The sequence below is a fragment of the Pseudomonas sp. PDM26 genome, assembly GCF_019219185.1.
GTDB lineage: Bacteria > Pseudomonadota > Gammaproteobacteria > Pseudomonadales > Pseudomonadaceae > Aquipseudomonas.
Map to the genome: position 1 here is coordinate 304687 of NZ_JAHUWC010000008.1, position 23112 is coordinate 327798.

Below are 23112 nucleotides of genomic sequence, written 5' to 3' on the forward strand. Positions count from 1 at the left end.
ACCGTGTCAGCAGACCGGCATGTAATAGGGACAAGACACCCCCAAATGTGGGGGCGATTGCCATCAGGGGCGCAGCACTATTGGCTTTCCCCCCGATTTTGGCTGTTCAGCGAAAATCTCAAGAAAACGACAGGCGGTCGTAAGCCTTGAAGTACAAGGGTTGTAGCTGCTAAGTGTGTCAGGTTTGAGTCGCCGTCTTGATGACCATTTTTAACAGAGGTCGCCAGTTCTCACGCACGAATGGCGTAAACCCAGTGTTAAAAAATGTCCAACAACCTACTGGTCAAGTGCCTGATACACCGCGGGCATTTCGGCGGTCTAGCCGAGGATCGGTGGACAGGAGTCCATGGTGCAGTCCATGAACATGATGTTGTTGGGCCTGGATCAGCAGGGCGTCGCACAAACGTGGTTGTTCATTGATCTTGCCGGGTTCGCCAGGCGCCCGGCGCGCACCCCAGCCAGCGCAGGCATGCACGGTTGAAGCTTTGCACGTCGCTATAGCCCAGGCGGTCGGAAATCTCCACCAGCTCCAGGCCTGTCCCCTGCAAAAAGTCTTCGGTCCGGTAGCGGCGGTATTCGTCGAGCAACTCGGAAAAACTCCAGCCCAACGCCTTCAAGCGTCGGGCGGCGGTGCGCTCGAGCAAATGCCGGGTGGTGCAGAATCGCTGCCAGTTGGCCTCGGCGAGGTCGGTGATCAAATAGTCGCAGACTTGCTCCAACAAGGTCGGTTCGCTGTTGCGTCGGGTCTGCTCCAGCAGTTCGACCAGCATGAGTTCCAGTTCATGATTGCCCGGCGTCAACGGGGTCACGAACAGCTGTGGATCGAGGCGGATCGAGTGCTGCGCCTGCCCCCATTGCACCGGTGCGCGAAAGGCTTGTTCATGTTCCTGCGGATTGGCCGTGCAGGCACCGGCCAGCCCGACGCCCAGAACCGGATCACGCTCCAGGCCGCTGGCGAGGAATTTGCTCCGCAACATGCTGCACAGGCTGATGAGGATGTAATCGGCGGTTGACGCGCTGGTTTTCACGCTGCCGCGGTCGAGCAGGTGTAATTCGACGCGGTCGTCGCCGCACACGATCCGGGCCTGGAAGTGCCCGTTGAAAAACGGAAAGAAACGCACGAAATACTGGCAGGCGCTGTCCAGTGAATCGGCCACGTCGAACAGGTACGTCAGGCCATTGGTGGCGGTGGAAACGAATCGCCGACCGGCCGCCAGGCCGATCAGCGGGTCTCCGGTCTGTTCCAGGGCAAACGCCCAGAAACGCCGCGACATGAACAGCGGAATGCGCATGAATGGCGTGCGCAACTCGAACAGGCTGCGTCGCAACAGGCCTTCGATGCGTTCGCGGTCCACACCGCGGGCCAGCAACTCTTCGATGGCCGGCAACAGGGTCGGCGCGTAGAACGCGTTGGGTATCGTTTGGTCGTGCAGCGGCTGATCGCTTTTTGTCATGCAGGGCTCACAGCTTGTTGCGGAACACGGGTCAGGCTGGCCGACGTTAAGCGATTTGCCGGAGCAAGACCATGCTTGATTTACGCCAGCTCGATGCCTTGCTCGAATCGCCCCACGCCGATTGGCAGGTGCGTTATTTCGAGGTGACACCAAACTCTGTGGGATCGTGTGTAGTTCAGGTGCGCCTAATTCGACGCCAGCAAGCGCCGGTCGACCGTCAACACCGCATCGACCATCGCCAGCGCGGCGGGTGTCAGGGAGTGGCCGGCGCGGCTGACGATGCCGTAGTGCAATTGCAGGCCGGGATCCTCCTTGGGTACATCGGCAAATTCCAGCAGGCGGACCAGGTCCTGGTCGACCAGTTCGGCCAAGGCCTCCACGGTGGCGATGCCCACCGCGTCGGAGCGCATCACCACGCGGCGGATGGCGTCGAACTGCGCGCATTCCACGCTCGGATTGAAGTCCGCTTCGCCCTGCACGTCGGCGAGGATCTTGCGGATCATCGGCGGTATTCGCGTGCCGACCACCGCGTAGTCGAGCAGGGCGCGCAGGGACAGATTCTGCTGCTGCGCCAGGGGATGACCGACACGGCAAAAGAACCACCCGTGCCGGGGGCGCAACAGCTGTACCTGGTATTGCGGGTCGCCGGTGAAGTACCGCGCGTCAGCCACGAGGAATTCGATCTGCTGCTCACGAAGCCAGACCGCCAGTTGTTCCCAGTCGCCCTGGTGGAAACTGATCCGGACCGCCGGGTGAGCCTGAATGAATTCCGCCAGCGCCTCGGGCACCAGCACCTGGGCCGGATACGGACCGCAGCCGAAGCGCAGCTCGCCACCGGTCAGGCCGTTGTATTGCGTCAGTTCGTTGTGCAGGGCCTGGCTGCCGGCGAGCAGGCGCCGGGCATGTTGCAGCACCAGTTCGCCTTGACCGGTCAGGCGCAATTCGCGGCTGCTGCGCTCCACCAGCACGCAGTCGAGGTCGCGCTCCAGGGTCTGGATGCTGCGACTGAAGGCCGGTTGGCTGAGATTGATCGCCTCGGCGGCGCGCCCGAAGTTGCGGTAATCGGCCAGGGCGACAAGGTGGCGGAGCTGTCGTAGGTCCATCATGCGTCTCCTGCATTCAGTGGATACTTTTAATGCATTGGATCGATAACACAGAGGCTGGCATAAGTACACGCCTGTCCTCTCGCCGTAACCTGCCATGACCAGCCAACCGTTCATTTCCAGCGCCTTCACCCGCACCATTCTCAGCCATGCCCGGCAGTCCGGCCTGTGCCAGGACCAACTGCTGCAACGGGCCGGTATCTGCCTGTCGTTGCTCGAAGGTCAGGACCTGCAGGTGCCCGCGCATCTGGTCGAACGCCTGTGGAATGAATGCGAGCGTGCGGGTGCGGGCGCATCGTTTGGCTGCGAACTGGTCAACGGTATGGCGACCACCACGCTGCGAGGTCTGAACATTCTGCTGGACTCCGCAGCGACCTTGCGTGCGAGCCTGGCGTGCTTCATCGATTTCCTGCCGCGGGTGACCAACTACCTGGTGGCGGAACTGGAGGCGGGTGACGGGCAGGCCCACCTGCACTTGCGCGGTGCCGGTCAACAGCCGCATTTTTTCGGTCTCGATGCGGCGACCCTGACGTTGGTGCGCAACATCGCCCGACGCCTGGGACGAGCACCGGCGCAGGTGTTTGTGGCCGTTCGCGTGACGCCGCAACAGGCTGCCGGGCAGTGGTTGCGTGGCGTTGGTATTGAGGTGCTGGAGGGGTCGCATCCGTGTTTGAGCCTGCCAGCGGCCAGTCTCGATGAGCCGTTGTCGGGGGCCAATGGGTTTTTGCATCAGAGCATGTTGCGGCACTGGCAGACTGCTGCGGCGCAACATACCCGCAGTGACAGTCTGGAGTTGGCGCGGCACTGGTTGACGGCAGGTGATCAGCCGATTGAGCGGATTGCCGAGCGGTTGGGGTATCGGCAGCCGAGTAATTTCATTCGGGCGTTTCGCAAGCAGTTCGGGATTACGCCCAAGCAGTTTCGCCTCTGTGATGTATCTGGTCGGCCAGCAGGTCGCCTTCGTCGGAACGCCGCCCGGACCAGGCTCGCGCCTTGATCAACGATTTTGCAACCAGCTCAAAAAACCACCTTTCTTGACCGCCACCGGTTTGGCCATCAATGCCATCCGGCTGTTCTGCTGGCGCACCGCTTGCAGCTTGTTCAACGCCCGGTCGACTTCACGGCGTTGCTCCATGCAACTGCGGGTCAGGGATTTGTCGAGGCGGTAAATGATGCTTGAGGTCAGAGCGGTGAACCGTGCCTGGGACGGCGTGTCGGCAAGAATGCTCTGTTCGCCCATGACTTCACTCGGCCCCATGCGTCCGGCTTCGATCTGCGTGCTGCCGTCGGGGACAGTGGCGCTGACCACGCCGGTGGCGATGATGAACAAACTGTCCGGCACTTCCTCCAGATCCAGCACCACCTCACCGGCCGCGTATTGCTGTGCCACCATGTTCCGGGCCAGACGATCACGTTCCTCGGCGCTCAGGGAACGGAAGATTTTCACTTCATCGAGCAAGGCCCGTGCGCGGGTCGACGGCTCGATCACGCCATCGGGCTGCCGGGAAATGCCTGCTGCTTCGAGGTGCCGATGGGCCAGGTCGAACAGTTGATTGCGCACTTCGCCCTTTTTGCCCAGTTCGGCGATGAAGCCGCTGGCCACGTATTCGGACATGGTTTCGCCGGCCTCCTTGAGCACGGCCTTGGGCGGTGGGTTGAGCAGCAGACTGCTGCTGCCCTGAAGGGTGCGGTCCAGGGCATCGAGTACCCGACGCGGGCGGATGTGGTTGGGCACCTGAATGCTGATCGACACGCCGTGCAGGTTGGTCGGGCGGCTGAGGTTGACGATCTTCGCCTTGGCCGCCACCGAGTTCGGCACCACAGCGGTGCTGCCGGCACTGGTCAGCAGGTGGGTGGCGCGCCAGTCGATGTCCAGCACCTTGCCTTCGACACCGTCGATGGAGACCCAGTCATCGACCTGATAGGGCTTGGTGGTGTTGAGCACGATACCGGAGAATACGTCGCTCAAAGTGCTCTGCAATGCCAGACCCACCACGATGGCGACGACGCCGGAGGTCGCCAGCAGACCTTTCACCGGCAACTCCAGCACGTAGCCGGCGGCGGCGACGACGGCAACCAGGAACACCAGAGCGCCGATGACATCCTGCAACAGCCGGCCGCTGTGGCCGATGCGTCGCATCAGGACCAGACCGATCACTTCGGTCAGCACCCGCGCGGCGTACAACCACCACAGTATTCCCAGCGCCGTAGCCCCGAGTTGCGCCACGCGATCATCGGCAAACAATGGCGCCTGCAACGGGCTGACGCCGGCGTTGATGATCACCGCGCTGAACAGCACAAACAGCGCCAGACGCACACCGACCCGGCTGACGCGATGCTTGAATGGCGCCAGGTGCCAGAGCAGGGCATCGATGGCCAGCAGCAGGGTGCTCAGGGAGAGCAGGTGACCGAGGAGAAAGGACATGGGGATGCTCCGGCAGAAATGAGGTCGCGCAGGTGGAGAGTGCTATTTGTGGCGAGGGAGCTTGCTCCCGCTTGAGTGCGTAGCACTCACAAAACCGGCATTGACTGCGAGGATTTTGGGGCCGCTACGTAGCCCAGCGGGACGGTGCGGCGTTCCGACAAGCTCCCTCGCCACAGGTATCTCGGTGCTCACAAAAAATCGCCATACATTGCTGTGTGGCGATTCTGGTCGGTCTCACTGCAAATGAACCTTGAGCTCCAGCGCAGCCTGGCGCACCGCTGCTTTCACTTCGGGAATCTGGCTCAGCGGGTTGAGCAGGCCGAAGTCGTGGATCATGCCGTTGTAGCGGACCGAGGTCACCGGCACGCCCGCCGCATCGAGGTGGCGGGCATAACCTTCGCCTTCGTCACGCAGTACGTCGAATTCGGCGGTCTGCACCAGTGCGGCCGGCAGGCCCTTGAGCTGTTCGGTGCTGGCGTTGAGTGGCGAGGCATGAGTCTGCGCACGTTCGCCAGCGTCGGTGGTGTAGTTGTCCCAGAACCACCTCATCATGTTTTGGGTGAGGAAATGGCCTTCGGAAAATTGCTGGTACGACGCGGTATCGAACTGTGCGTTGGTCACCGGCCACATCAGTAGTTGGAAACGCAGGGCCGGGGCTTTTTGCTCCTTGGCCATCAAGGCCACGACCGCCGCCATGTTGCCGCCGACGCTGTTGCCGGCCACTGCCAGGCGCTGACCATCGACGCCGATCTCTTTGCCATGCTCGGCCACCCAGCGGGTCGCGGCGTAGGCCTGGTTGATCGCGGTCGGGTAATGCGCTTGCGGCGACGGCGTGTAGTCGACGTACACCGCGACCGCGCCGGAACCCACCACCAGGTCACGAATCAGGCGTTGGTGAGTCGGGAAATCCCCCAGTACCCAACCGCCACCGTGGAAGAACATGAACACCGGCAATTCACCTTTGACCTTGGCCGGGCGCACCACTTTGAGGTTGATCGTCTGACCGTCAACCTTGATCGCCTTGTCGCTGACTTCCACACCGGACAGGTCAACCTTCACTGACGCCTGGGCACCGGTCAGCACCGCACGGGCGTCTTCCGGGCTCAGTTGTTCAAGCGGTTTGCCACCACCGGCGGCGAGGGCTTCTAGGAAGGCCTGGGTGTTGTGTTCGACACCGGGGGTGCCCGCGGCAAAAGCGTTGCCGACGGCGAGGGCGAGGAGGGATGCAGTCAGGGTTTTCTGGACGAGGTTCATGGTCAATTCCTTTTTGATCGTGGGTGTACGCGGTTAGGTGGGAGCTGCCGAAGGCTGCGATCTTTCTGGCCGTTTCGAAGCGCTGGATCAAAAGATCGTCCGAACGCGGCCCGAGCCTTCGGCAGCGCCTGCATGTAAGGGTGAATTCAACACCGTGAACACAGATTAATAGGGTGCCTGGAAGAGAAAAAGCGGCTATAAAGTGTTTGACTGTCAACCGGAAAGTGACAATGAACCCCTTCGAAGATATGCGTATTTTTTGCCAGGTGATGGACTCCGGCAGTTTCACGGCTGCCGCCGATCAACTGGGCCTGTCCAAGCAGTTTGTCAGCCGCCGCTTGATGCAACTCGAAGAGCGCCTGGGCGTGCGCTTGCTCAATCGCTCGACCCGGCGACTGGATGTCACGCCGCTGGGGCAAAGCTATTACGAGTCAGCCTTGCGCCTGCTCAGCGAAGTCGAACAAGTGGAGCAGGGCATCGCCGGCCAGACCACCGAGCCACGGGGGACCATTCGTGTGAGTGCGCCGCTGTCGTTCGCACTGGCGCATCTGGGGTGTCTGTTGCCGGTGTTTTTGCAGCGCTATCGCGATGTGACGGTGGAGATGGATTTGAGTGATCGCCCTGTGGATTTGCTCGGTGAAGGTTACGACCTGGCATTGCGCATTGGCACACTGGAAGACTCGACGCTGATCGCCCGACGCATTGCCTCCATTGAACGGGTGTACTGCGCAAGCCCCGCGTACCTGGTCGAACGCGGCACGCCGCTCAAGCCTGAGGATTTGCACGGACACGACTGCCTGCCGTACGGCCATGGTCGTCAGGTGCAATGGCGTTTTGCGGGGCAGGGCAAGCCATTGAGCGTCAATGTCAGCGGGCGGATGCGGGTCAACAACGGTGAACTGCTCAAGGACGCAGCGATCGCCGGGCTGGGGATCACCTATTTGCCGACGTTCATTGTCGGTACGGCGTTGAAGGATGGAAGGCTGGTGGAAGTGCTGGAGGATTTCAGGCCGGAGCCGCTGACATTGTCTGCGGTCTATCCGCAACACCGGCAGAGTTCACGGCCGGTGCAGGCGCTGGTTGAGTTCTTGCGCGAACGGCTGGATCGGCTTGAGGGTGGGTTGTAAGGCACAGTTCACACAAACCACTGTGTGAGCGAGCTGTGGCGAGGGGGCTTGCCCCCGTTTGAGTGCGCAGCACTCACAAGATCTTCGATACATCGGAAATTTTGGGGCTGCTTCGCAGCCCAACGGGGGCAAGCCCCCTCGCCACAGCTCACTCCCACAGGGTTTTGTGTTGTATGGGAGTCAGTGGGAATCAGGTCCTTTTGTCATCGCCGGGTTCGGCATGGACGCCGCGGTCATCGCCGGGCTCGCCATTGGCATGGACGCCGCGGTCATCGCCGGGTTCGCCATTGGCATGGACGCCACGGTCATCGCCGGGTTCGCCATTGGCATGGACGCCACGGTCATCGCCGGGTTCGCCATTGGCATGGACGCCACGGTCATCGCCGGGTTCGCCGTTGGCATGGACACCGCGATCATCCCCAGGTTCATCATGGGTGCCGCTGCGTCCTGAGGACGAGGCCGTTCCGGAGTGGCTCGAACCGCTGTTGGCACTGCCATGACCGCTGTTGCTGCCATGGTCGCCACTATGGCCGCTGCCACCGTGACTGCCGCCACCGCCGCCACTACCGCCGCCACCACCACCACTACCGCCGCCACCACCACCACTACCGCCGCCACCACCACCACTACCGCCACCGCCGCCACTACCTCCACCACCACTTCCGCCACCGCCACCGCCACTACCCCCATCCTTGGCCTGAGCACTGGATACCCCGGACAGGCTGTCCGGAATCAATACGGTAGACGCCGACAGAACCGCGCCAATAGCTACTGCCAGTAAAAGCTTATTGATGAGCATGTCGTTCTCCGTCTTCTTGTTCAGATTGGAACGTGGATGAACATTGCTATGTGCTGCTTTTTTCCCATGGGAACTTGTTAAACACCTCGACGGACTGGTTTATTCAATGGGAGATTGAAAAGATGCAACGGGTAGCGCGGCCCTGCTCCATCAGGTCAGTGAATGCTCGAGGCCAGTTCAAAAATCGGGATGTACATCAGGATCACGATCACCCCGATCAACAGGCCGATGAAGGTCATGAGCAGAGGTTCGAACAGCCGCACGAACCATTCGATCCAGCGGCCGATTTCTTCGTCGTAGAAGTCGGCGCTGCGCTCCATCATCTGCCCGAGGTTGCCGGACTGTTCGCCGGCGCGCAGCAGGCGCAGGGATACCGGAGTCACCAGGTGATTGAGTTCCAGCGCGGTAGAAAGCGATTGCCCCTCGCGCACCCGGTCGCAGGCCTGGTCCAGACGCGCGCGGGAGGCGACGCTGAGCAAGCCACGGACCATGCCCATGGCGGTGACCAGGGGAATGCCGCCTTGCAGCAGTATGCCTAGCGAACGGTAGAAGCGCGCCAGCTCATACATGAAGATGCGCTGGTGCACCGCGGGGAGTTTTTCGATCAGGCGGTCCAGCCCCCGACGAAAGGCCGGTTGGCGCTGGAGCAGGGCGAGGGCGACGATGATGGCCAGCAGGCCACCGAAGAATTCGCCCTGGTGGGTGTGCAGGAACATGCCGCTGCTCATCAGGATCTGCGACATCCACGGCAGGTTCGACCCCAACCCTTCGAATACCAGGCTGAAGCGCGGTACGACGTAGCCCATCAAAAACAACACCACGCCACCTCCCACCACCAGCAACAGCATGGGGTAGATCGATGCGCTGACGATCTTCTGGCGAACCTCGTCCATGCGCTGGCGATAGCTGACATACCGGCCCAGGGCATCGCCCACGGCGCCGGTCTTCTCACTGGACTGCACCAGCGCCACGTACAAAGGCGGGAAAACCGCCGATAGCTGCCCCAAGGCCTGGGAAAACGATTTGCCCTCGTACAGCAAGCGCACCAGCTCGCTCAGGGTCTTGCGGGCTTGTGGCGCGTTTTCCTTTTCCGCCAGGCTTTCCAGCGCATCGATCAACGGCAGCCCGGCGTTGAGCAAAGTGGTCAGTTCCTGGCTGAACAATACCAGGTTGAAGGTCTCGCGCTTGTGCAGGCGCAAGGCCCGCCAATGTCGCTCGGCGTGCAGGCTGACGACTCGCAGGCCCTGGTCTTCGGCGATGCGCCTGGCTTCGCTGTGCCCCGGCGCCTCGATGGTCATTGAGACGACACCGGCCTTGCCAACGGCTTTGAGATGAAAGCGCATGGTCGCCTTTCCCGTCAGTTCCAGTTGGTGACTTCGGCGTTCTCGCCTTCGCCGCCGGGCTGTCCGTCCTTGCCCAGGGACAACAGGTCGTACTCGCTGTTTTCACCGGGATAGCGATAGTTGTAGTTGTGGCCCCAGGGGTCTTGCGGGATTTTTTTCTGCAGGTACGGGCCGGTCCAGCGCGGCTCATCGGTTGGGGCTGTGACCAGCGCCTGCAAGCCCTGTTCGGTCGACGGGTAGTGGCCGACCTCCAGGCGATAAAGGTCCAGGGCTTTGCCCAAGCCTTCTATTTGCGCCTTGGCCACTTTCACTTCGGAACGGCCCAGTTGGGCGAAGTACTTCGGCGCCACGATGCCGGCCAACAGTCCCAGCACTACCAGTACCACCAACAGTTCGAGCAGGGTGAACCCGCTTTGGGGGCGCCGGGCATAGCCCAGATGCTGATTCATGATGACCTCCCACAGTCGACAGCAGAGTCTCTATACAGGCGCATGCAATTGCCATGCTCATGACTGGACATCCTTCCGCACCCCCTGTGCTACGGGCCTTTCACTTACGGCACGGTGCTTGCGTATAGCTATTTTACTACCGGCCATTGGGGCAATACCCCCATTTTTCGGGGCCAGGCAGGGGAGGCAAAACAATGAAAGCCATCACCGCAGGATTGCTCGGATTACTCGCGCTCGCTGGTGCTGCACAGGCTGATGTGTTCGTTTCCCTGGACGCCAAGGGCAACTATGTCCTGTCCAATGTCCACCGCCCCGGACGCCACTATGAACGGGTGATCCATGAACCCGATGCGGCGCTCGTCAGTCTCGACCAGCAGCCGCAGATGATCGCCGCGCAACCCTACGCCGAGCTGGTGTCGGCGGCGGCCACGGCCAACGAACTACCGGCGGCGCTGCTGCACGCAGTGATCAAGACCGAATCCGGCTACAACGCACGCGCGACCTCACCCAAGGGCGCTCGCGGACTGATGCAGTTGATGCCCAGAATCGCCCGTGAAATGGGTGTGACCAACGCCTACGACCCCAAGGCGAACATCCAGGGTGGCGCCCGCTATCTCAAGCGCCTGATGACGATGTTCGACAACGATATCCGCCTCGCCGTGGCCGCCTACAACGCCGGCCCGCAAGCGGTGCTCAGCCGGGGCAACAGGATCCCGCCGTTCGCCGAAACCCAGCGTTATGTGCCCAATGTGCTGAACCACTATCGGCGTTTACAGGGGTTGTCCGCGGATGCGCCGCTGTGATCGAAACCCCGTGGATGGTTTTCCCCAATAGTGGGGAATGGTGGCCCTGGCGAGAAAATGGGGGATTGGGTGGGGAATATCCCCCCGGCTTATCAAGTCGTGATCATAACCAACTGATTAATAATGTGATTTTTTGTGGCACGCGGATTGCTCCGGACGATTTATCGAGAAGAGTTCCCCGATAACCCGCAGCGAGGCCCGAGTCCAGGATCGGCATCTCCCACGCTTCGTCCTTGATCAATTTGCTGCGGGCGGCTGCCGGCGATTGCCTGACCATCAATCTGCAGAACCCGCAGACCTCCTACAAGGGTTGGGCAAGGCAGGAACAGATCGGTAAAGAGGATTGTTGTTATGGACAGGACCACCACATTCGCTGGCAGTTCGGTGATTCTCGGGATGGCCTTGATCGGGTTCGGGGTATGGCGGACCGCGCCCCCGACTGCGCTCAACGAAATCACCTTGCCTGACACCTGGAGCGACCGGACGCTGGAACGTGACGGGATTTCGGTGGCCCTCGATGTAAAGCCCCTGCCCAAGGACGGTGTACTGCGTGAGGGCGGCATTGCCGACGTGCAATTTCGAGTGACGGACAAAGCCTCCGGTCAACCCTTGTCTGGCGTCGCGCCGGGTGTTCGGGGCATTCCCGGCGATACCCACTGAGAGGAAGCTGACATGAACCGATTCGCGCATCGCGGCCTGCTGACGTTCGGTCTGTTGGCCTTCGGTATCGGCCAGGCGCTGGCTCACTCAGCGGACGAGCACCCCGGGCAGGAAATGGCGGCCAAAATGGCCAGCCCGGAGACCGCCCGGATCAAGTTTGCCGACGTGACCCTGCTGGACCAGAACGGCAAGGTCGTCAGCCTGGAAAAAGACCTGGTGAGCAACAACATCGTGGTCATGGGCTTCATCTACACCAGCTGCACTACGGTCTGCCCGGTGGTGTCCTCGATCATGGGCAAGGTGCAGAAACAGTTGGGCGCGCGGGTTGGCACCGAGGTGCAACTGGTGTCGATCAGCATCGACCCGCAGCGTGATGATCCCCAACGCCTGAACGACTACGCCCGCACCTTCCAGCAGGGGCCGGGCTGGAGCTGGCTGACCGGTTCGCCGCAGTCGGTCACTGTCACCCTCATGGGCCTGGGCGCTTACAGCGCAGATGTCGAGAACCACTCGCCGCTGATTCTGGTGGGGGACGGCAACAACCGCTTCTGGACCCGCTACTACGGTTTCACCGACCCGACGGAGCTGGCCCGGGCCGTCGAGAAACTCAGTGGTGAACGCAACGCCCACGCCAAGCACACCGCCATCGCCATGGAGCATCAGCCATGAGAGGCATCACCTTTATTTCCCTTACCAGTGATCCGCTGCGGGACACCCCGGCGGTATTCAAGGCTTACACCTTGAAACAGGGCGTCGATGAGCCCCACTGGTTTTTTCTTACCGACGACAAGGCGCAAATGGACCTTGTCCTGGGGCGCATCGGCCAGATCGTGCCGCCCCCCGAGCAACACTCCACCCAGTCGATCGTCGGTGACGTGGCGAACAAGCGCAGGAGTAAAATCCGTCCCGATGCTCCGGCAGCCGCCATTGCCCAGCGCTTGCAGTGGCTGACAATGCCCGTGGCCGGTCGCTGAGCTACGGCCATGAATACTGCCCTCGTCCTTGGCCTGCTGCTTTTGGGCAGCATCGCGCTCAGTGCCCAGGCGCTGCCGCTGAGTCTCAGCGAAAGTGCCGGCAAGCGGTTGTACCGCGAAGGCGTTTCGGCCAGCGGTGAGCCGAACATGGCCTGGGGCGGCGCATCGAACACGGTGCTGCCGGCCAAGCGCTTGACCCAAGACCGCGACCCGGGCCTGACCCCCGACAGTCTGTACCTGGGCACGTTGTTGCCGGCCACCGGGCCATTGAGCGAGGAGGGCGCCACAGTGGCGGCGGTGCTTAACGGCTACGTGGCGCGTATCAACGAGGCGGGCGGAATTCATGGCCGGCAGTTGCGCCTGACCATCCTCGACCCCGGTACCGACCGCGCCAGTGCCGAAAAGGCGCTGGACCGGTTGATCGATGAAGAACAGGTATTTGCCCTGATCGCACCGCTGGCGCCGGCATTGGACGTGGACCTTGCCGTGCGTCTGGAGCGGGCCGGCATCCCCCTGATCGGGCCGCTGTCCTTGCAGGGCACGCCCCACACCAGCCGGCAGATATTCGAACCGCTGCCGGGGCTTCGCGAGCAATTGATCGCCTTGGCCGAGTACGCCGGTGCCAGCCTGCGGGTGCTGCAGGGGCCGACGCTGATCGCCTATCCGGACGACTCCGGCCAACGGCTGGCGGCGCAGGAGCTCAGCCAGTACTTGCGGGGGCACGCCTGGCAAAAGGTGCGTCTGCAAGCCTACGACCCGACCAGGGATGATTTGCCCTTGGGCTCGCGCTCGGTATTTTACCTGGGCAGCGGCAGCGACTTCAGTCGTCTGGCCGAGCGCTTGCAAACGGCGGGGCAGGTGCCTTACCTGTTCGCCGCCTCGGACCAGGTGGCGGGCAATCTGATGCAGGTGCCCGAGGGATTTTCCCGGCGGGTGTTCCTGGCCTATCCGTTCGTGCCCAGCGACTGGACCCTGGCCGGGCGCCAGGCCCTGACCCGGTTACGCGAACACCAGGGCCTCGGCGGCCAGCACACGGTGCTGCAAGTGGGCGCGTTCAGCTCGATGATGCTGCTCAGCGAAGGCATGAAGCAGGCCGGGCGGGATGCCAGCCGCGAGAAACTGGTCAGTGCCCTGGAAGGCCTGCATGACTTCGATACCGGGCTGACGCCACTGATCAGCTTTGGTCCTGGCCGGCGCCAGGGCTTGAGCGGTGCCCATATCGTCACGGTGGATCTGCCGGGCCAGCGTTTCTATCTGGTCGCCCCCTATAAACCCGTTGCTGCAACGCCCTGACCGGAGGCCGATCATGAAGTACAACAGTTTGCTGGTCCTGCTGCCGCTGTGGCTGCCCGGTGCAGACGCTTCCACTGTCGACGCCGCGCGACTACGCTTAACCGGGACGAATTCATTGGCGCCATTGCGCTCGCGCAATCGAATCGAGCGAATTGACGATGAATAGGGGATTTCCCCAACATTGGGGAAAAAACGACAATGCCAATCCGGTCGCTTTCCCCATTTTTGGGGGATGGAATGGCTGTACAAGAAGGCATTGTCTTTGAATTCAAGGACATGAAGACCTGAAATAACCGGTGTCCAGCCTGGCGTGAAGTGTGCATAAGCCCTGTCAAGGCGTGCACTCAGCCAGGTTCAAACCCGGACCTGAGGTTTCAAGGAGTCCACCTTGTTAAACAAAGTACTGGTTGTTGATGACGAACAGTTGCTGGCGGAAAACCTCCAGGGTTACCTGCAGGCGCAAGCGCTGGAAGTCCGGATTGCCCACGACGGTGCGCAAGGAATCGCTGAAGCCGACGATTTCGCACCGGATGTGATGGTGTTCGATTACCGCTTGCCCGATATGGAAGGCTTTCAGGTGCTCGATACCATCCGCCAGAACAGGATTTGTCATTTTGTGCTGATCACAGGACATCCCACCGCGGAAGTCTGCGAACGAGCCCGGCTAATGGGAGTCAGCCATATCCTGTTCAAACCCTTTCCATTGGCGGAGTTGGCCCGTGCAGTGCTTGATCTTCTGGGCAGGCGGCGCGACCCCAAATCGGGTGTGAGCACTTGCAAAGGATTCGTCGAACGACGCCAGAGCAAGACCGAAAGTTTCCCGCTGCAGTTGTACGACGGTAGTTGGGTGCTTGCAGATCGCCGAAAAAACACATCGGCCTCCATGGCACAAGACGACGAACAATTGCTCACCGGGGAGTAGTGGCGCGACAGGACGTTCCGGCCTCCGCCGAAATGGCTCGCCGCGCCGACAGGGCTCAAAGCCCCGGGCGTTGGAGAGCAAGCCATGGACCGTTTATCCCTTGCCGTAGAACCGGCGCAACCGGAATGCGTACCGACTCGCTTCACCAGTGAACAACTGGCCCAGGCCCGAGCCCTGGCGACCAGTTCCGGCGAGCGCATGCTCGATGCCCTCGCAGCGTTGAGTGAACTGGCTCCCATGCCCTTCATCCAGTGCCTGGGCATCACCTTGCATTATCCGGTGCTCGACACCGACAGCCTGTTCAAATCCACGCCGGTGTTCGACCGGGTGACCCTGGCCCAATGCCTCAAGCGCGAATTCATCCTGCTGCGTCATAACGATGCGGTCATCGGTGTGTTCGCCGACCCCTTCGACAGTGCGCGTCTGGCCTGGATCGATGAATGCCTGCAAGGCGCGCCGCTGTACCTGGTGCATGCCGATGACCTGAAGGCCTACCTGGCGCGTCACGAAGAGAGCTTCCATGCGGTGGAGTCGCTCAACGCCCAGAGCGACGCCGGCGTAGAAATCGATAACCTGCAAAGCCTGTCCCTGACCAGCATCAGCGAAGATTCCAGCGTGGTGGTCAAACTGGTCAACTCGACCCTGTACGATGCGCTGAAAATGCACGCCAGCGACATCCACCTCGGCACCACCGGCAGCGGTCTGGTCATCAAGTACCGGATCGACGGCGTGCTCAACAACATCAGCAAGATCCAGGGCAACGAGTTCGCCGAGCAGGTGATTTCCCGGGTCAAGATCATGGCCGAACTGGATATCGGCGAAAAACGCGTGCCTCAGGATGGCCGCTTCAAGATCGGCATCAGTGGCCGGCAGATCGACTTCCGGGTGTCGATCATGCCGAGCATTTTCGGCGAAGACGCAGTGCTGCGGGTGCTCGACAAACAAGACCTCGCCGACAAGGTCTGTGGCGTGCAATTGCAGGCCCTGGGTTTTGAAGAAGAAACCCTGCGCCAGCTGCGCCGGCTGGCCGCCGAACCCTATGGCATGGTGCTGGTGACCGGGCCTACCGGTAGCGGCAAGACCACCACCCTGTACGCGATGATCACCGAGATCAACCACGGCGTGGACAAGATCATCACCATCGAAGACCCGGTGGAGTATCAACTGCCGGGCGTGCTGCAAATCCCCGTCAACGAGAAGAAAGGCCTGACGTTCGCCCGGGGTCTGCGCTCGATCCTGCGCCATGACCCGGACAAGATCATGGTCGGTGAAATCCGTGACCCGGATACCGCACAGATCGCTGTGCAATCGGCGCTCACCGGTCACCTGGTGTTCACCACCATCCACGCCAACAACGTGTTCGACGTGATCGGCCGTTTCACCCAGATGGAAATCGATCCCTACAGCCTGGTCTCGGCACTCAATGCCGTGCTGGCCCAGCGGTTGATCCGCCTGGTCTGCACCAGTTGCAGCAGCCCTTACAGCCCGACAGAAGAAGAGCTGGAGGTCTCGGGGCTTGATCGACAAAAGGTCGCTCATTACCGGTTCGTCCACGGCAAGGGCTGCGGGCATTGCCGGGGCACCGGTTATCGCGGGCGTAGCGCGATTGCCGAGCTGCTGCACCTGGACGACGAACTGCGGCAAATGATCGTCGAGCGCCAACCCATTTCGAAAATCAAGGCCCATGCCTGCAAACGTGGCTTGCGCCTGTTGCGCGAGTCGGCGCTGGAGATGGTGGAACAAGGCCGGACCACGCTCGAGGAGATCAATCGTGTCACTTTTGTCTCGTGAGCGATTCGTCGCCGTGCTCGGCGCCAGCGGTGTTGGCCTGGGGCAACGGCAAGGCAGTGCAATCCGTTGGCTGGGCAGCGTCGGCTACATCGACGAAGGCTTCCAGGCCTGGACGGTGGCGCTCGACACCCTCGACCATTTGCTGGCCGATCACACCGTTGCCAGGGCGGAACTGACCGTGGTGATCTCCGGGCACTTCAGCCGCTATTGCCTGGTGCCCTGGAGTGAGCAGATCAGCAGCCCGGCCGAATTGCTCGGCTTCGCCCAACTGTGTTTCGAAGACCTCTACGGTGCCCCGACGCAACCCTGGAGCCTGGTGCTCTCGCCTGAGCCCGCCGGTTACGACCGCATCGCCACCGCGCTGCCCCAGGACTTGCTCGAACGCCTGCGCACCCTGGTCAGCGCGCGCGGATTGCGCCTGCGTTCGGTGCAGCCGTACCTGATGGCGGCGTTCAACCATTTCGATAAAAGCTTTGAGGCCGGTGACTTCCTGTTCGTGGTCGCCGAACCGGTACGCAGCGTGTTGCTGCTGGCCCGGGAAGGGCGCTGGACCTCGGTGCGTTCGGTGGGCAGCAGCGACAGCGATGCCGCGCTGACGGCGCTGATCGGCCGTGAAAACCAGTTGCAGGCTTGCTCGAGCAAACGACCGTTGAATGTCTACCTGCATGCACCGGCGCGCATCGATTCGCCTCCCGACGTGCCCGGTGTGCATCTGCGCAACCTCGAAGAAGACCGGACGGCCGTACGCGATTGCCTGTACGTCATGTCTCGGGCGGTGGCCTGACATGCGCCCCCTGATGCTCGACTTCCAGCCGCGGCGCCGTTCAGGTCCCTTGGGCTGGAGCCTGCTGGCCGGTGGCGTGGTGCTGACCCTGACTTGCGCCTTGGTGCAACAGCATCTGAGCAACGAGGCCGAACAACAGCAAGGCCACCTGCAAACCACACAGCGGGTGCTCACTGGCGATACCGGCAGCAAGCTCAGCCTGACGCCGGCGCAAATCCGCGAGCAGGCGCAGAACCTGGCCGAAATGCGCAAGGTCTCCCAGCAGTTGCGCCGTCCCTGGGAACGTTTGTTCGCCACCCTCGAAGCCATGCAGCGGGACAACATTGCCCTGCTGACCCTGACCCCGGATGCCCGCAAAGGCCAGGTGCGGATCAGCGCCGAGGCGCTGGACCTGGACGCCATGCTCGATTTCCACCGCCGTCTCGAAGCCAGCGACGAGTTGTCAGACGTGTCGCTGCTGAGCCACGAAATTGTCGCCAACGTGCCGGAACACCCGGTGCAGTTCAACCTGTCGGCTACCTGGGAGATCGGCGATGCAAATCCATAAATTGATCGTCCACGAATACCTGCAAGGCCTGGGCGTTCCGGGGCTGGCAGGGTTGGCCATGCTGGTGTTGGCGCTGAGCTATGGCCTGGTCGGGTTGCTGCCGGACTGGGAGTCGTTGCAAAGCCTTAGCCAGCAGACTCGCGAGGCTACCGAGTATCTGGCCAAGGTCGAAGACGGCACCGTGGCGGCACCGGTGGTGCCGCAGCGTCAGCTCGACGATTTCCGCAGCAAGTTGCCGTCCCAGCCTCAGGCCACCGTGGCCATCGACAAGATCTATGCCCTGGCTGCCCAGGAACGCATCACCTTGTCCCGGGGTGAATATTCCCTGGGCGTGGACCCCAAGACACACCTGGCCCGTTATCAGATTCTGCTGCCGGTACGTGGCAGCTATCCGCAACTGCGGCGTTTCCTGCATGCCTTGCTCGGCCAGTTGCCGGCGGTGGTACTGGAGGATGTGGAGTTTCAGCGCAAGAAAATCGCCGATACCGAACTGACCGGGCGGATCCGCATGACCCTTTACCTGTCGAGGTCATGATGAATACCAAGCGAGTGGTGGGTTGGGTCGCGTTCTTCGCTGTAGCGGCAGCGCTGGCCTGGTTCCCCGAATACTTCAAACAGGCTGACGACAGTGACCCTGTGGTGACCACCGTGACCACGCCAGCCAAGGACAAGGCCCCTGGCGCATCGGCGACTGCATCGAGCGCCGCGGCGCAAGTGCCGATCAAGGACCTGAGCCCGGCAGGCGATTTGTTCGCCGCCCGCAGCTGGAAAGCGGAGCCGGCCCCCGGCACAGTCACTGAACAACCGGCCGTCGTGGCTCCGGTGGTGCAAGTCCCCACTGCACCGCCGTTGCCCTTCCAGTTTGTCGGCAGGCTGGATGACCGTTCCGATCTGCAGGTGTTTTTGCAGAACGGCGAAAAAATCTACGTCGTGCGCAAAGGGGATGTGATCGACGAAACCTGGCGGATCGAGCGGATTTCCGATGTGGAACTGAGCTTGGTTTACCTGCCTCTGCATGTATCGCAGACCTTGCCTGTGGGGAGTACGGAATGAACAAATCCCGTTTGCTGATGAGCCTGTGTCTCTGTGCAGGGCTGGCCGCGTGCAGTTCGGCAGAGATTGCCAAGGACGAAGCTTCCACCCTGATGGAATCCGGCCAATACGAAGCCGGTCTGGCTCGCATCGAACAGGGATTGCGTGAAAACCCTCGCGATACCGATTTGCACATGGCTCTCAACAGCGGACGGGCCCTCGCCGTGAAGGCGTTGCTGGCCCAGGCCGACATGGACCGCGCCCAGCGTAATTTCGCCGGGGCCCGCATGACTTACAGTCGGGTCTTGAACATTGAACCGAACAACCGCCGTGCCCAGGACTCCCTGCGCCAACTCGACTACCTGCGCAGCATGGACGAGAAACTCGAACTGGCCCGTGGCGACCTGCGTCGCGGTGACATCTACGGTGCCGACCGCCAGGTCAAACAGATTCTCGAACTGGACCCGAAGAACGACGGCGCCCTGGAACTGCAAGACAGCATCCGCCTGGTGCAGAGCCGCAACGTGGTGCCGTACCCGCAGCTGCGCACGCGTCTGGACCGGCCGGTGACCCTGGAGTTTCGCGACGCCAACCTCAAAACCATTTTCGAAGTGCTGTCCCAGGTCGCCGGCCTGAACTTCATCTTCGACAAGGACCTGCGCCCGGACATGAAAGCCACCATCTTCGTGCGTGAGGTACGTATCGAAGACGCCGTGGAGCTGTTGCTGCAACAGAACCAGCTGCATCAGAAAGTGGTGAATGAAAACACCTTGCTGATCTACCCGGACTCGCCACAGAAGATCAAGGATTATCAGGAGCTGGTGATGCGCACCTTCTACCTGACCAGCATCGATGCCAACACGGCGTTGAATATGATCAAGACCATGCTCAAGACCCGCGATGTGTTCGTTGACGAGCGCCTCAATACCCTGACCATGCGCGATACCGGTGACGCGGTGCGCATGGCGGAAAAGCTCCTGCAATCCCAGGATCAGTCCAATCCGGAAGTGGTGCTGGAAGTGGAAGTGATGGAAGTCGCCCGCCAACGCATTCTCGACCTTGGCCTGCAATGGCCCAACACCTTCGGTGTGGTCAACACCGATGGCTCGCCAGTGACCATTCTCGATCAACTCAAAGGCATCAACTCCGGCCGGATTACCATCTCGCCATCGCCGCAGGCTCAGATCAACGCCCAGGACAAAGACGTCAACACCCTCGCCAGCCCGGTGATCCGGGTGAGTAACCGCGAACAGGCGCGTATCCACATCGGTCAGCGCGTGCCAATCATCAGCGCCACCTCGGTGCCTTCGACCCAGGGGCCGGTGATCACCGAAAGCGTGACCTACCTCGACGTCGGTCTCAAGCTCGAAGTGCAACCCATCGTGCACCTGAACAACGAAGTGGCGATCAAGATCGCGCTGGAAGTCAGTAACGCCACGCCGCTGACGCCGACCGCTCAGGGCACCGTTCCGGTCCAGGTCGATACCCGCAACGCCCAGACCACCTTGCGTCTGCATGACGGCGAAACCCAGATCCTCGCCGGGCTGGTGCGCAACGACCACGGCGCCACCGGCAACAAGATCCCGGGCCTTGGCGACATTCCCGGCCTGGGTCGCCTGTTCGGCAGCAACAAGGACGATGTCAGCAAGTCCGAACTGGTACTGTCGATCACCCCGCGGATCGTGCGCAACCTGCCGTACCAGAGCCCATCGGACATGGAATTCCCGACCGGTACCGAAACCAGCATGCACATCCAGGCACCGGACCGCTCGATGAGCACGACGGTTCAGACCAACCCCATGAGCGCACCGATCGCCACCACCGTTACTGTTGGGAAGCCTTGATCATGAACGCCTCACATCGCGGTTTCAGTCTGATCGAAGTCGTGGTGACGCTCGCCCTGGTCAGCCTGCTGGCCGGCATGGCCGCACCGCTGACCGAGACGGTGGTGCGCCGGGGCAAAGAGCAGGAATTGCGGACAGCGCTGTACCAGATCCGCGATGGCATCGATGCCTACAAGCGTGCCTTCGACGCCGGCTACATCGAGAAGTCGCTCGACAGCAACGGCTACCCGCCAAACCTGAAAGTGCTGGTCGAGGGTGTGCGTGACGTGCGCAGCGCCAAGGGTGCCAAGTTCTACTTCCTGCGGCGTATCCCCCATGACCCGCTGGCAACCGTCAAGCGTGACGACGAGGGCGGCTGGGGCCTGCGTTCCTATGACAGTTCCGCTGAGAACCCGCGGGAGGGCCAGGACGTCTTTGACGTTTACTCCAAGGCCCGGGGCAAGGGTCTCAACGGTATCGCCTACCGAGAGTGGTGAGCCTATGCGTCGGCCAAAGGGTTTTACCCTCATTGAACTGATGGTGGTCATGGCAATCATCGCGACCCTGATGACGATCGCCTTGCCACGCTACTTCAACAGCCTGGAGGCCTCCAAAGAGACCACCTTGCACCAGAGCCTGTCGACCATGCGCGAGGCGCTGGATCACTACTATGGAGACACCGGGCATTATCCCGATTCCATCGAACAGCTGGTCGAATTGCGCTATCTGCGAAGCCAGCCGCTGGACCCGATTTCCGAGCGCAAGGACACCTGGGTCATCGTCGCGCCACCGGATGGCGTGGCGGGCGGGGTTGCCGATATCAAGAGTGGGGCCAGCGGGAGGGCGCGAGATGGCAGCCTTTATTCCGAGTGGTAGGCCATCGGGTCAGGATGGCTTTACCTACCTGGGTGTGCTGTTTCTGATCGTCGTGATGGGCCTGGGTCTGGCCAGTGCCGGCGAGTTGTGGGCCACCGCTGCGCGCCGCGATCGCGAAAACCAGTTGCTCTGGGCCGGTACGCAATATGCCCAGGCGCTGCGCAGCTATTACCGCAGTTCGCCCGGTGTGGCCCAGTACCCGAAAGAACTGGCGGACCTGTTGCAGGACGAGCGTTTCCCGTCGGCCAGGCACCATATCCGGCGGTTGTACCCGGAACCGATGACAGGTGGCGAATGGGAGCTGATACGCGGTATCGACGGACGGATCAGCGGTGTGTACTGCCCGTCCACAGAGAAGCCGCTCAAGCAGGTGAATTTTCCCAGCGAGTGGTCGGACTTCAACGGCATGGCCAGCTACAAGGACTGGCAGTTCGTGGCCGAGAAAGTCTCCCTCGAAGATACCGGCGGGCCGCCAAAAGACCCGTCCACCGCGCCTCAGGCATTGCAGCCTTGAACCGCCTTCATGAGCTTGCTCGCGAAGGCGGCCTGGCAGCCGACACATTTCTTTCAGATGTACCCAGCCCAACTGTAGGAGCGAGCCTGCTCGCGATGGCGGCCTTACAACCAACGATAATCCTTTGGCTCACACCACAGGAATTTGTGGATGTCAGAGGCGACTGTAGGACCAGGAGTGAAGCTACACCGCCTTGCGTCGTTGCCTACAACTACGCCAGAATCCGCCGTCTTGTGGGCCTTGGACTCTGACTCTATCGTTGCCGGGTCGCTGCAAATTCAGCGACCGGGTTTCGCAGCCCAGGTTAATCAAGGCGCTCAGCGCCACCGTTTCCTTGCAGTTGGCGCTTTTTGTTCGCCCACTGCTTTGTGTTATGGCGGCTGTGCGCGGGAGGCTTTCGGGTCTGCCGGGTTCCTTGATTCCCGGTCTGCGAACCCGCGTATGGCTGCCACCTTCTTCGTTTCGCAGCGAATCGTGGTGGCTCCATCAATCAAGGAGTTTCGTCATGGTCAAACCCACACCCAATCCCCCCGAATCAGAAACTGCTACAACTCAACGTGCATCCGGTCTGCACCTCAAACCCGCCATCCTCAAAAACAACGCACCGCACAATCCCAGCACGATGTTCGTCATTGCACCCGACATCGACACCGAAAGCCTGTTGGCCCACGCCTGCGAATCACTGGCTTCAGCAAGCGTCATGGCCAGCGATTTCGCCACCTTCCTGGACGGCCCGCAGCGCAGCATGTTGTTGGGCATCCAGCAGGTGATCATGCTGGCAGACCTGGCAGTCAACCGCGCACTGGATAACGTCGCTCCGCTGGATTAAGCACTTAACCTTGTGGCGCAGGAACCGGCTTCCTCGCCACACGCCCGTCCCCAAAGCTTTAGCGCTGCCAAAGAAGCTCGCGTCGCACTGGCCGGGCTGAAAAAATTCTTACGGAATCAAGTGCACCCGGCTACTGGATGCTTCCTACGCACGCCTCGGAAACGTCCTATTTCAAACCTTGCCCGCTTCTTGAAAGCTTTCACCCCCCAGGACTCGGGTGAAAGCACCGCCTTTCCTGCACGTCCCCCCACAGACCAGGAAGGCCTGACCATGAGCACCACCCTGCGCACCTTCTTCGACCACAGTCGCC

24 protein-coding genes and 2 pseudogenes are annotated in these 23112 nt (G+C 61.5%); 19 read left to right on the forward strand and 7 right to left on the reverse strand.

The window, feature by feature from the left end; translation table 11 throughout:
• Nucleotides 1–413 precede the first annotated feature (413 nt).
• Together KW849_RS17770 and KW849_RS17775 are read right to left on the reverse strand one after the other, a co-directional pair.
• Complete coding sequence (locus KW849_RS17770) at nt 414–1454, reverse strand: AraC family transcriptional regulator (protein ID WP_218430605.1); 1041 nt, start codon at nt 1452–1454, stop codon at nt 414–416.
• A gap of 185 nt (nt 1455–1639) precedes the next feature.
• Nucleotides 1640–2557, reverse strand: coding sequence for a LysR family transcriptional regulator (locus KW849_RS17775; RefSeq protein WP_218430606.1), 918 nt, complete (start codon nt 2555–2557; stop codon nt 1640–1642).
• Between the two features lie 97 nt (nt 2558–2654).
• Between KW849_RS17775 and KW849_RS17780 the strand changes: the two genes are divergently transcribed.
• Nucleotides 2655–3554 (forward strand): AraC family transcriptional regulator, encoded by a 900-nt coding sequence (locus KW849_RS17780; RefSeq protein WP_256357260.1) that lies wholly within the window; start codon nt 2655–2657, stop codon nt 3552–3554.
• Here KW849_RS17780 and KW849_RS17785 read toward each other — a convergent pair whose 3' ends face one another.
• Both KW849_RS17785 and KW849_RS17790 read right to left on the reverse strand, forming a co-directional pair.
• Entirely contained in the window at nt 3555–4982 is a 1428-nt protein-coding gene (locus KW849_RS17785; RefSeq protein ID WP_218430607.1) for a mechanosensitive ion channel family protein, read from the reverse strand.
• 234 nt (nt 4983–5216) lie between these two features.
• Nucleotides 5217–6236 carry an alpha/beta hydrolase gene (locus KW849_RS17790; RefSeq protein WP_218430608.1) on the reverse strand — a complete coding sequence of 340 codons (1020 nt, stop codon included), beginning with the start codon at nt 6234–6236 and terminating at the stop codon, nt 5217–5219.
• 230 nt (nt 6237–6466) lie between these two features.
• Between KW849_RS17790 and KW849_RS17795 the strand changes: the two genes are divergently transcribed.
• Nucleotides 6467–7363 (forward strand): LysR family transcriptional regulator, encoded by an 897-nt coding sequence (locus tag KW849_RS17795; RefSeq protein ID WP_218430609.1) that lies wholly within the window; start codon nt 6467–6469, stop codon nt 7361–7363.
• Between the two features lie 190 nt (nt 7364–7553).
• On the opposite strand, the gene KW849_RS31390 is transcribed toward KW849_RS17795, so the two are convergent.
• The 3 genes from KW849_RS31390 to gspG form a co-directional block, all read right to left on the reverse strand.
• Complete coding sequence (locus KW849_RS31390) at nt 7554–8162, reverse strand: hypothetical protein (protein WP_256357261.1); 609 nt, start codon at nt 8160–8162, stop codon at nt 7554–7556.
• Between the two features lie 155 nt (nt 8163–8317).
• Nucleotides 8318–9505, reverse strand: coding sequence for a type II secretion system F family protein (locus tag KW849_RS17810; protein WP_218430612.1), 1188 nt, complete (start codon nt 9503–9505; stop codon nt 8318–8320).
• A 14-nt stretch (nt 9506–9519) separates the two neighbouring features.
• Complete coding sequence (gspG, locus tag KW849_RS17815; RefSeq protein WP_218430613.1) at nt 9520–9954, reverse strand: type II secretion system major pseudopilin GspG; 435 nt, start codon at nt 9952–9954, stop codon at nt 9520–9522.
• A 194-nt stretch (nt 9955–10148) separates the two neighbouring features.
• Here gspG and KW849_RS17820 point away from each other — a divergent pair, with 194 nt between their 5' ends.
• The 17 genes and pseudogenes from KW849_RS17820 to KW849_RS17900 all read left to right on the forward strand — a co-directional run bounded on the left by KW849_RS17820 (nt 10149) and on the right by KW849_RS17900 (nt 22802).
• Nucleotides 10149–10757, forward strand: coding sequence for a lytic transglycosylase domain-containing protein (locus KW849_RS17820; protein WP_218430614.1), 609 nt, complete (start codon nt 10149–10151; stop codon nt 10755–10757).
• Nucleotides 10758–11108: 351 nt separating this feature from the next.
• A pseudogene (locus KW849_RS17825) lies at nt 11109–11387 on the forward strand (hypothetical protein); the annotation flags it as partial.
• A 42-nt stretch (nt 11388–11429) separates the two neighbouring features.
• Nucleotides 11430–12086 (forward strand): SCO family protein, encoded by a 657-nt coding sequence (locus KW849_RS17830; RefSeq protein ID WP_218430616.1) that lies wholly within the window; start codon nt 11430–11432, stop codon nt 12084–12086.
• Between the two features lie 2 nt (nt 12087–12088).
• Nucleotides 12089–12391 (forward strand): annotated as a pseudogene (locus KW849_RS17835) (SCO family protein); the annotation flags it as partial.
• 9 nt (nt 12392–12400) lie between these two features.
• On the forward strand, nt 12401–13684 hold the full coding sequence (locus tag KW849_RS17840; protein WP_218430617.1) for an ABC transporter substrate-binding protein: 1284 nt from the start codon (nt 12401–12403) through the stop codon (nt 13682–13684).
• Nucleotides 13685–13697: 13 nt separating this feature from the next.
• Nucleotides 13698–13850, forward strand: a complete 153-nt coding sequence (locus KW849_RS17845) for a hypothetical protein (protein WP_218430618.1) — start codon at nt 13698–13700, stop codon at nt 13848–13850.
• Between the two features lie 222 nt (nt 13851–14072).
• Nucleotides 14073–14606 carry a response regulator gene (locus tag KW849_RS17850; protein ID WP_218430619.1) on the forward strand — a complete coding sequence of 178 codons (534 nt, stop codon included), beginning with the start codon at nt 14073–14075 and terminating at the stop codon, nt 14604–14606.
• Between the two features lie 84 nt (nt 14607–14690).
• Nucleotides 14691–16397, forward strand: a complete 1707-nt coding sequence (locus KW849_RS17855) for a GspE/PulE family protein (protein WP_218430620.1) — start codon at nt 14691–14693, stop codon at nt 16395–16397.
• Nucleotides 16378–17181, forward strand: a complete 804-nt coding sequence (locus tag KW849_RS17860) for a hypothetical protein (protein WP_218430621.1) — start codon at nt 16378–16380, stop codon at nt 17179–17181. Before KW849_RS17855 ends, KW849_RS17860 begins: the two co-directional genes overlap by 20 nt.
• Before the next feature lies 1 nt (nt 17182).
• Nucleotides 17183–17728: a PilN domain-containing protein gene (locus KW849_RS17865; RefSeq protein ID WP_218430622.1), complete on the forward strand. Its 546-nt coding sequence runs from the start codon at nt 17183–17185 to the stop codon at nt 17726–17728.
• A complete protein-coding gene (locus tag KW849_RS17870; RefSeq protein WP_108218005.1) occupies nt 17715–18263 on the forward strand; it encodes a pilus assembly protein PilO in 549 nt (182 codons plus the stop codon). Before KW849_RS17865 ends, KW849_RS17870 begins: the two co-directional genes overlap by 14 nt.
• A complete protein-coding gene (locus KW849_RS17875; RefSeq protein ID WP_218430623.1) occupies nt 18263–18781 on the forward strand; it encodes a hypothetical protein in 519 nt (172 codons plus the stop codon). Before KW849_RS17870 ends, KW849_RS17875 begins: the two co-directional genes overlap by 1 nt.
• Entirely contained in the window at nt 18778–20604 is a 1827-nt protein-coding gene (locus KW849_RS17880; protein WP_218430624.1) for a secretin N-terminal domain-containing protein, read from the forward strand. The genes KW849_RS17875 and KW849_RS17880 overlap by 4 nt, the downstream gene beginning before the upstream one ends.
• Nucleotides 20605–20606: 2 nt before the next feature.
• On the forward strand, nt 20607–21080 hold the full coding sequence (locus KW849_RS17885) for a type II secretion system protein (RefSeq protein WP_218430625.1): 474 nt from the start codon (nt 20607–20609) through the stop codon (nt 21078–21080).
• A gap of 4 nt (nt 21081–21084) precedes the next feature.
• Nucleotides 21085–21459 carry a type II secretion system protein gene (locus KW849_RS17890; RefSeq protein ID WP_218430626.1) on the forward strand — a complete coding sequence of 125 codons (375 nt, stop codon included), beginning with the start codon at nt 21085–21087 and terminating at the stop codon, nt 21457–21459.
• On the forward strand, nt 21434–21973 hold the full coding sequence (locus KW849_RS17895) for a type II secretion system GspH family protein (protein ID WP_218430627.1): 540 nt from the start codon (nt 21434–21436) through the stop codon (nt 21971–21973). The genes KW849_RS17890 and KW849_RS17895 overlap by 26 nt, the downstream gene beginning before the upstream one ends.
• 505 nt (nt 21974–22478) lie before the next feature.
• Entirely contained in the window at nt 22479–22802 is a 324-nt protein-coding gene (locus tag KW849_RS17900; RefSeq protein WP_218430628.1) for a DUF6124 family protein, read from the forward strand.
• Nucleotides 22803–23112 lie beyond the last annotated feature (310 nt).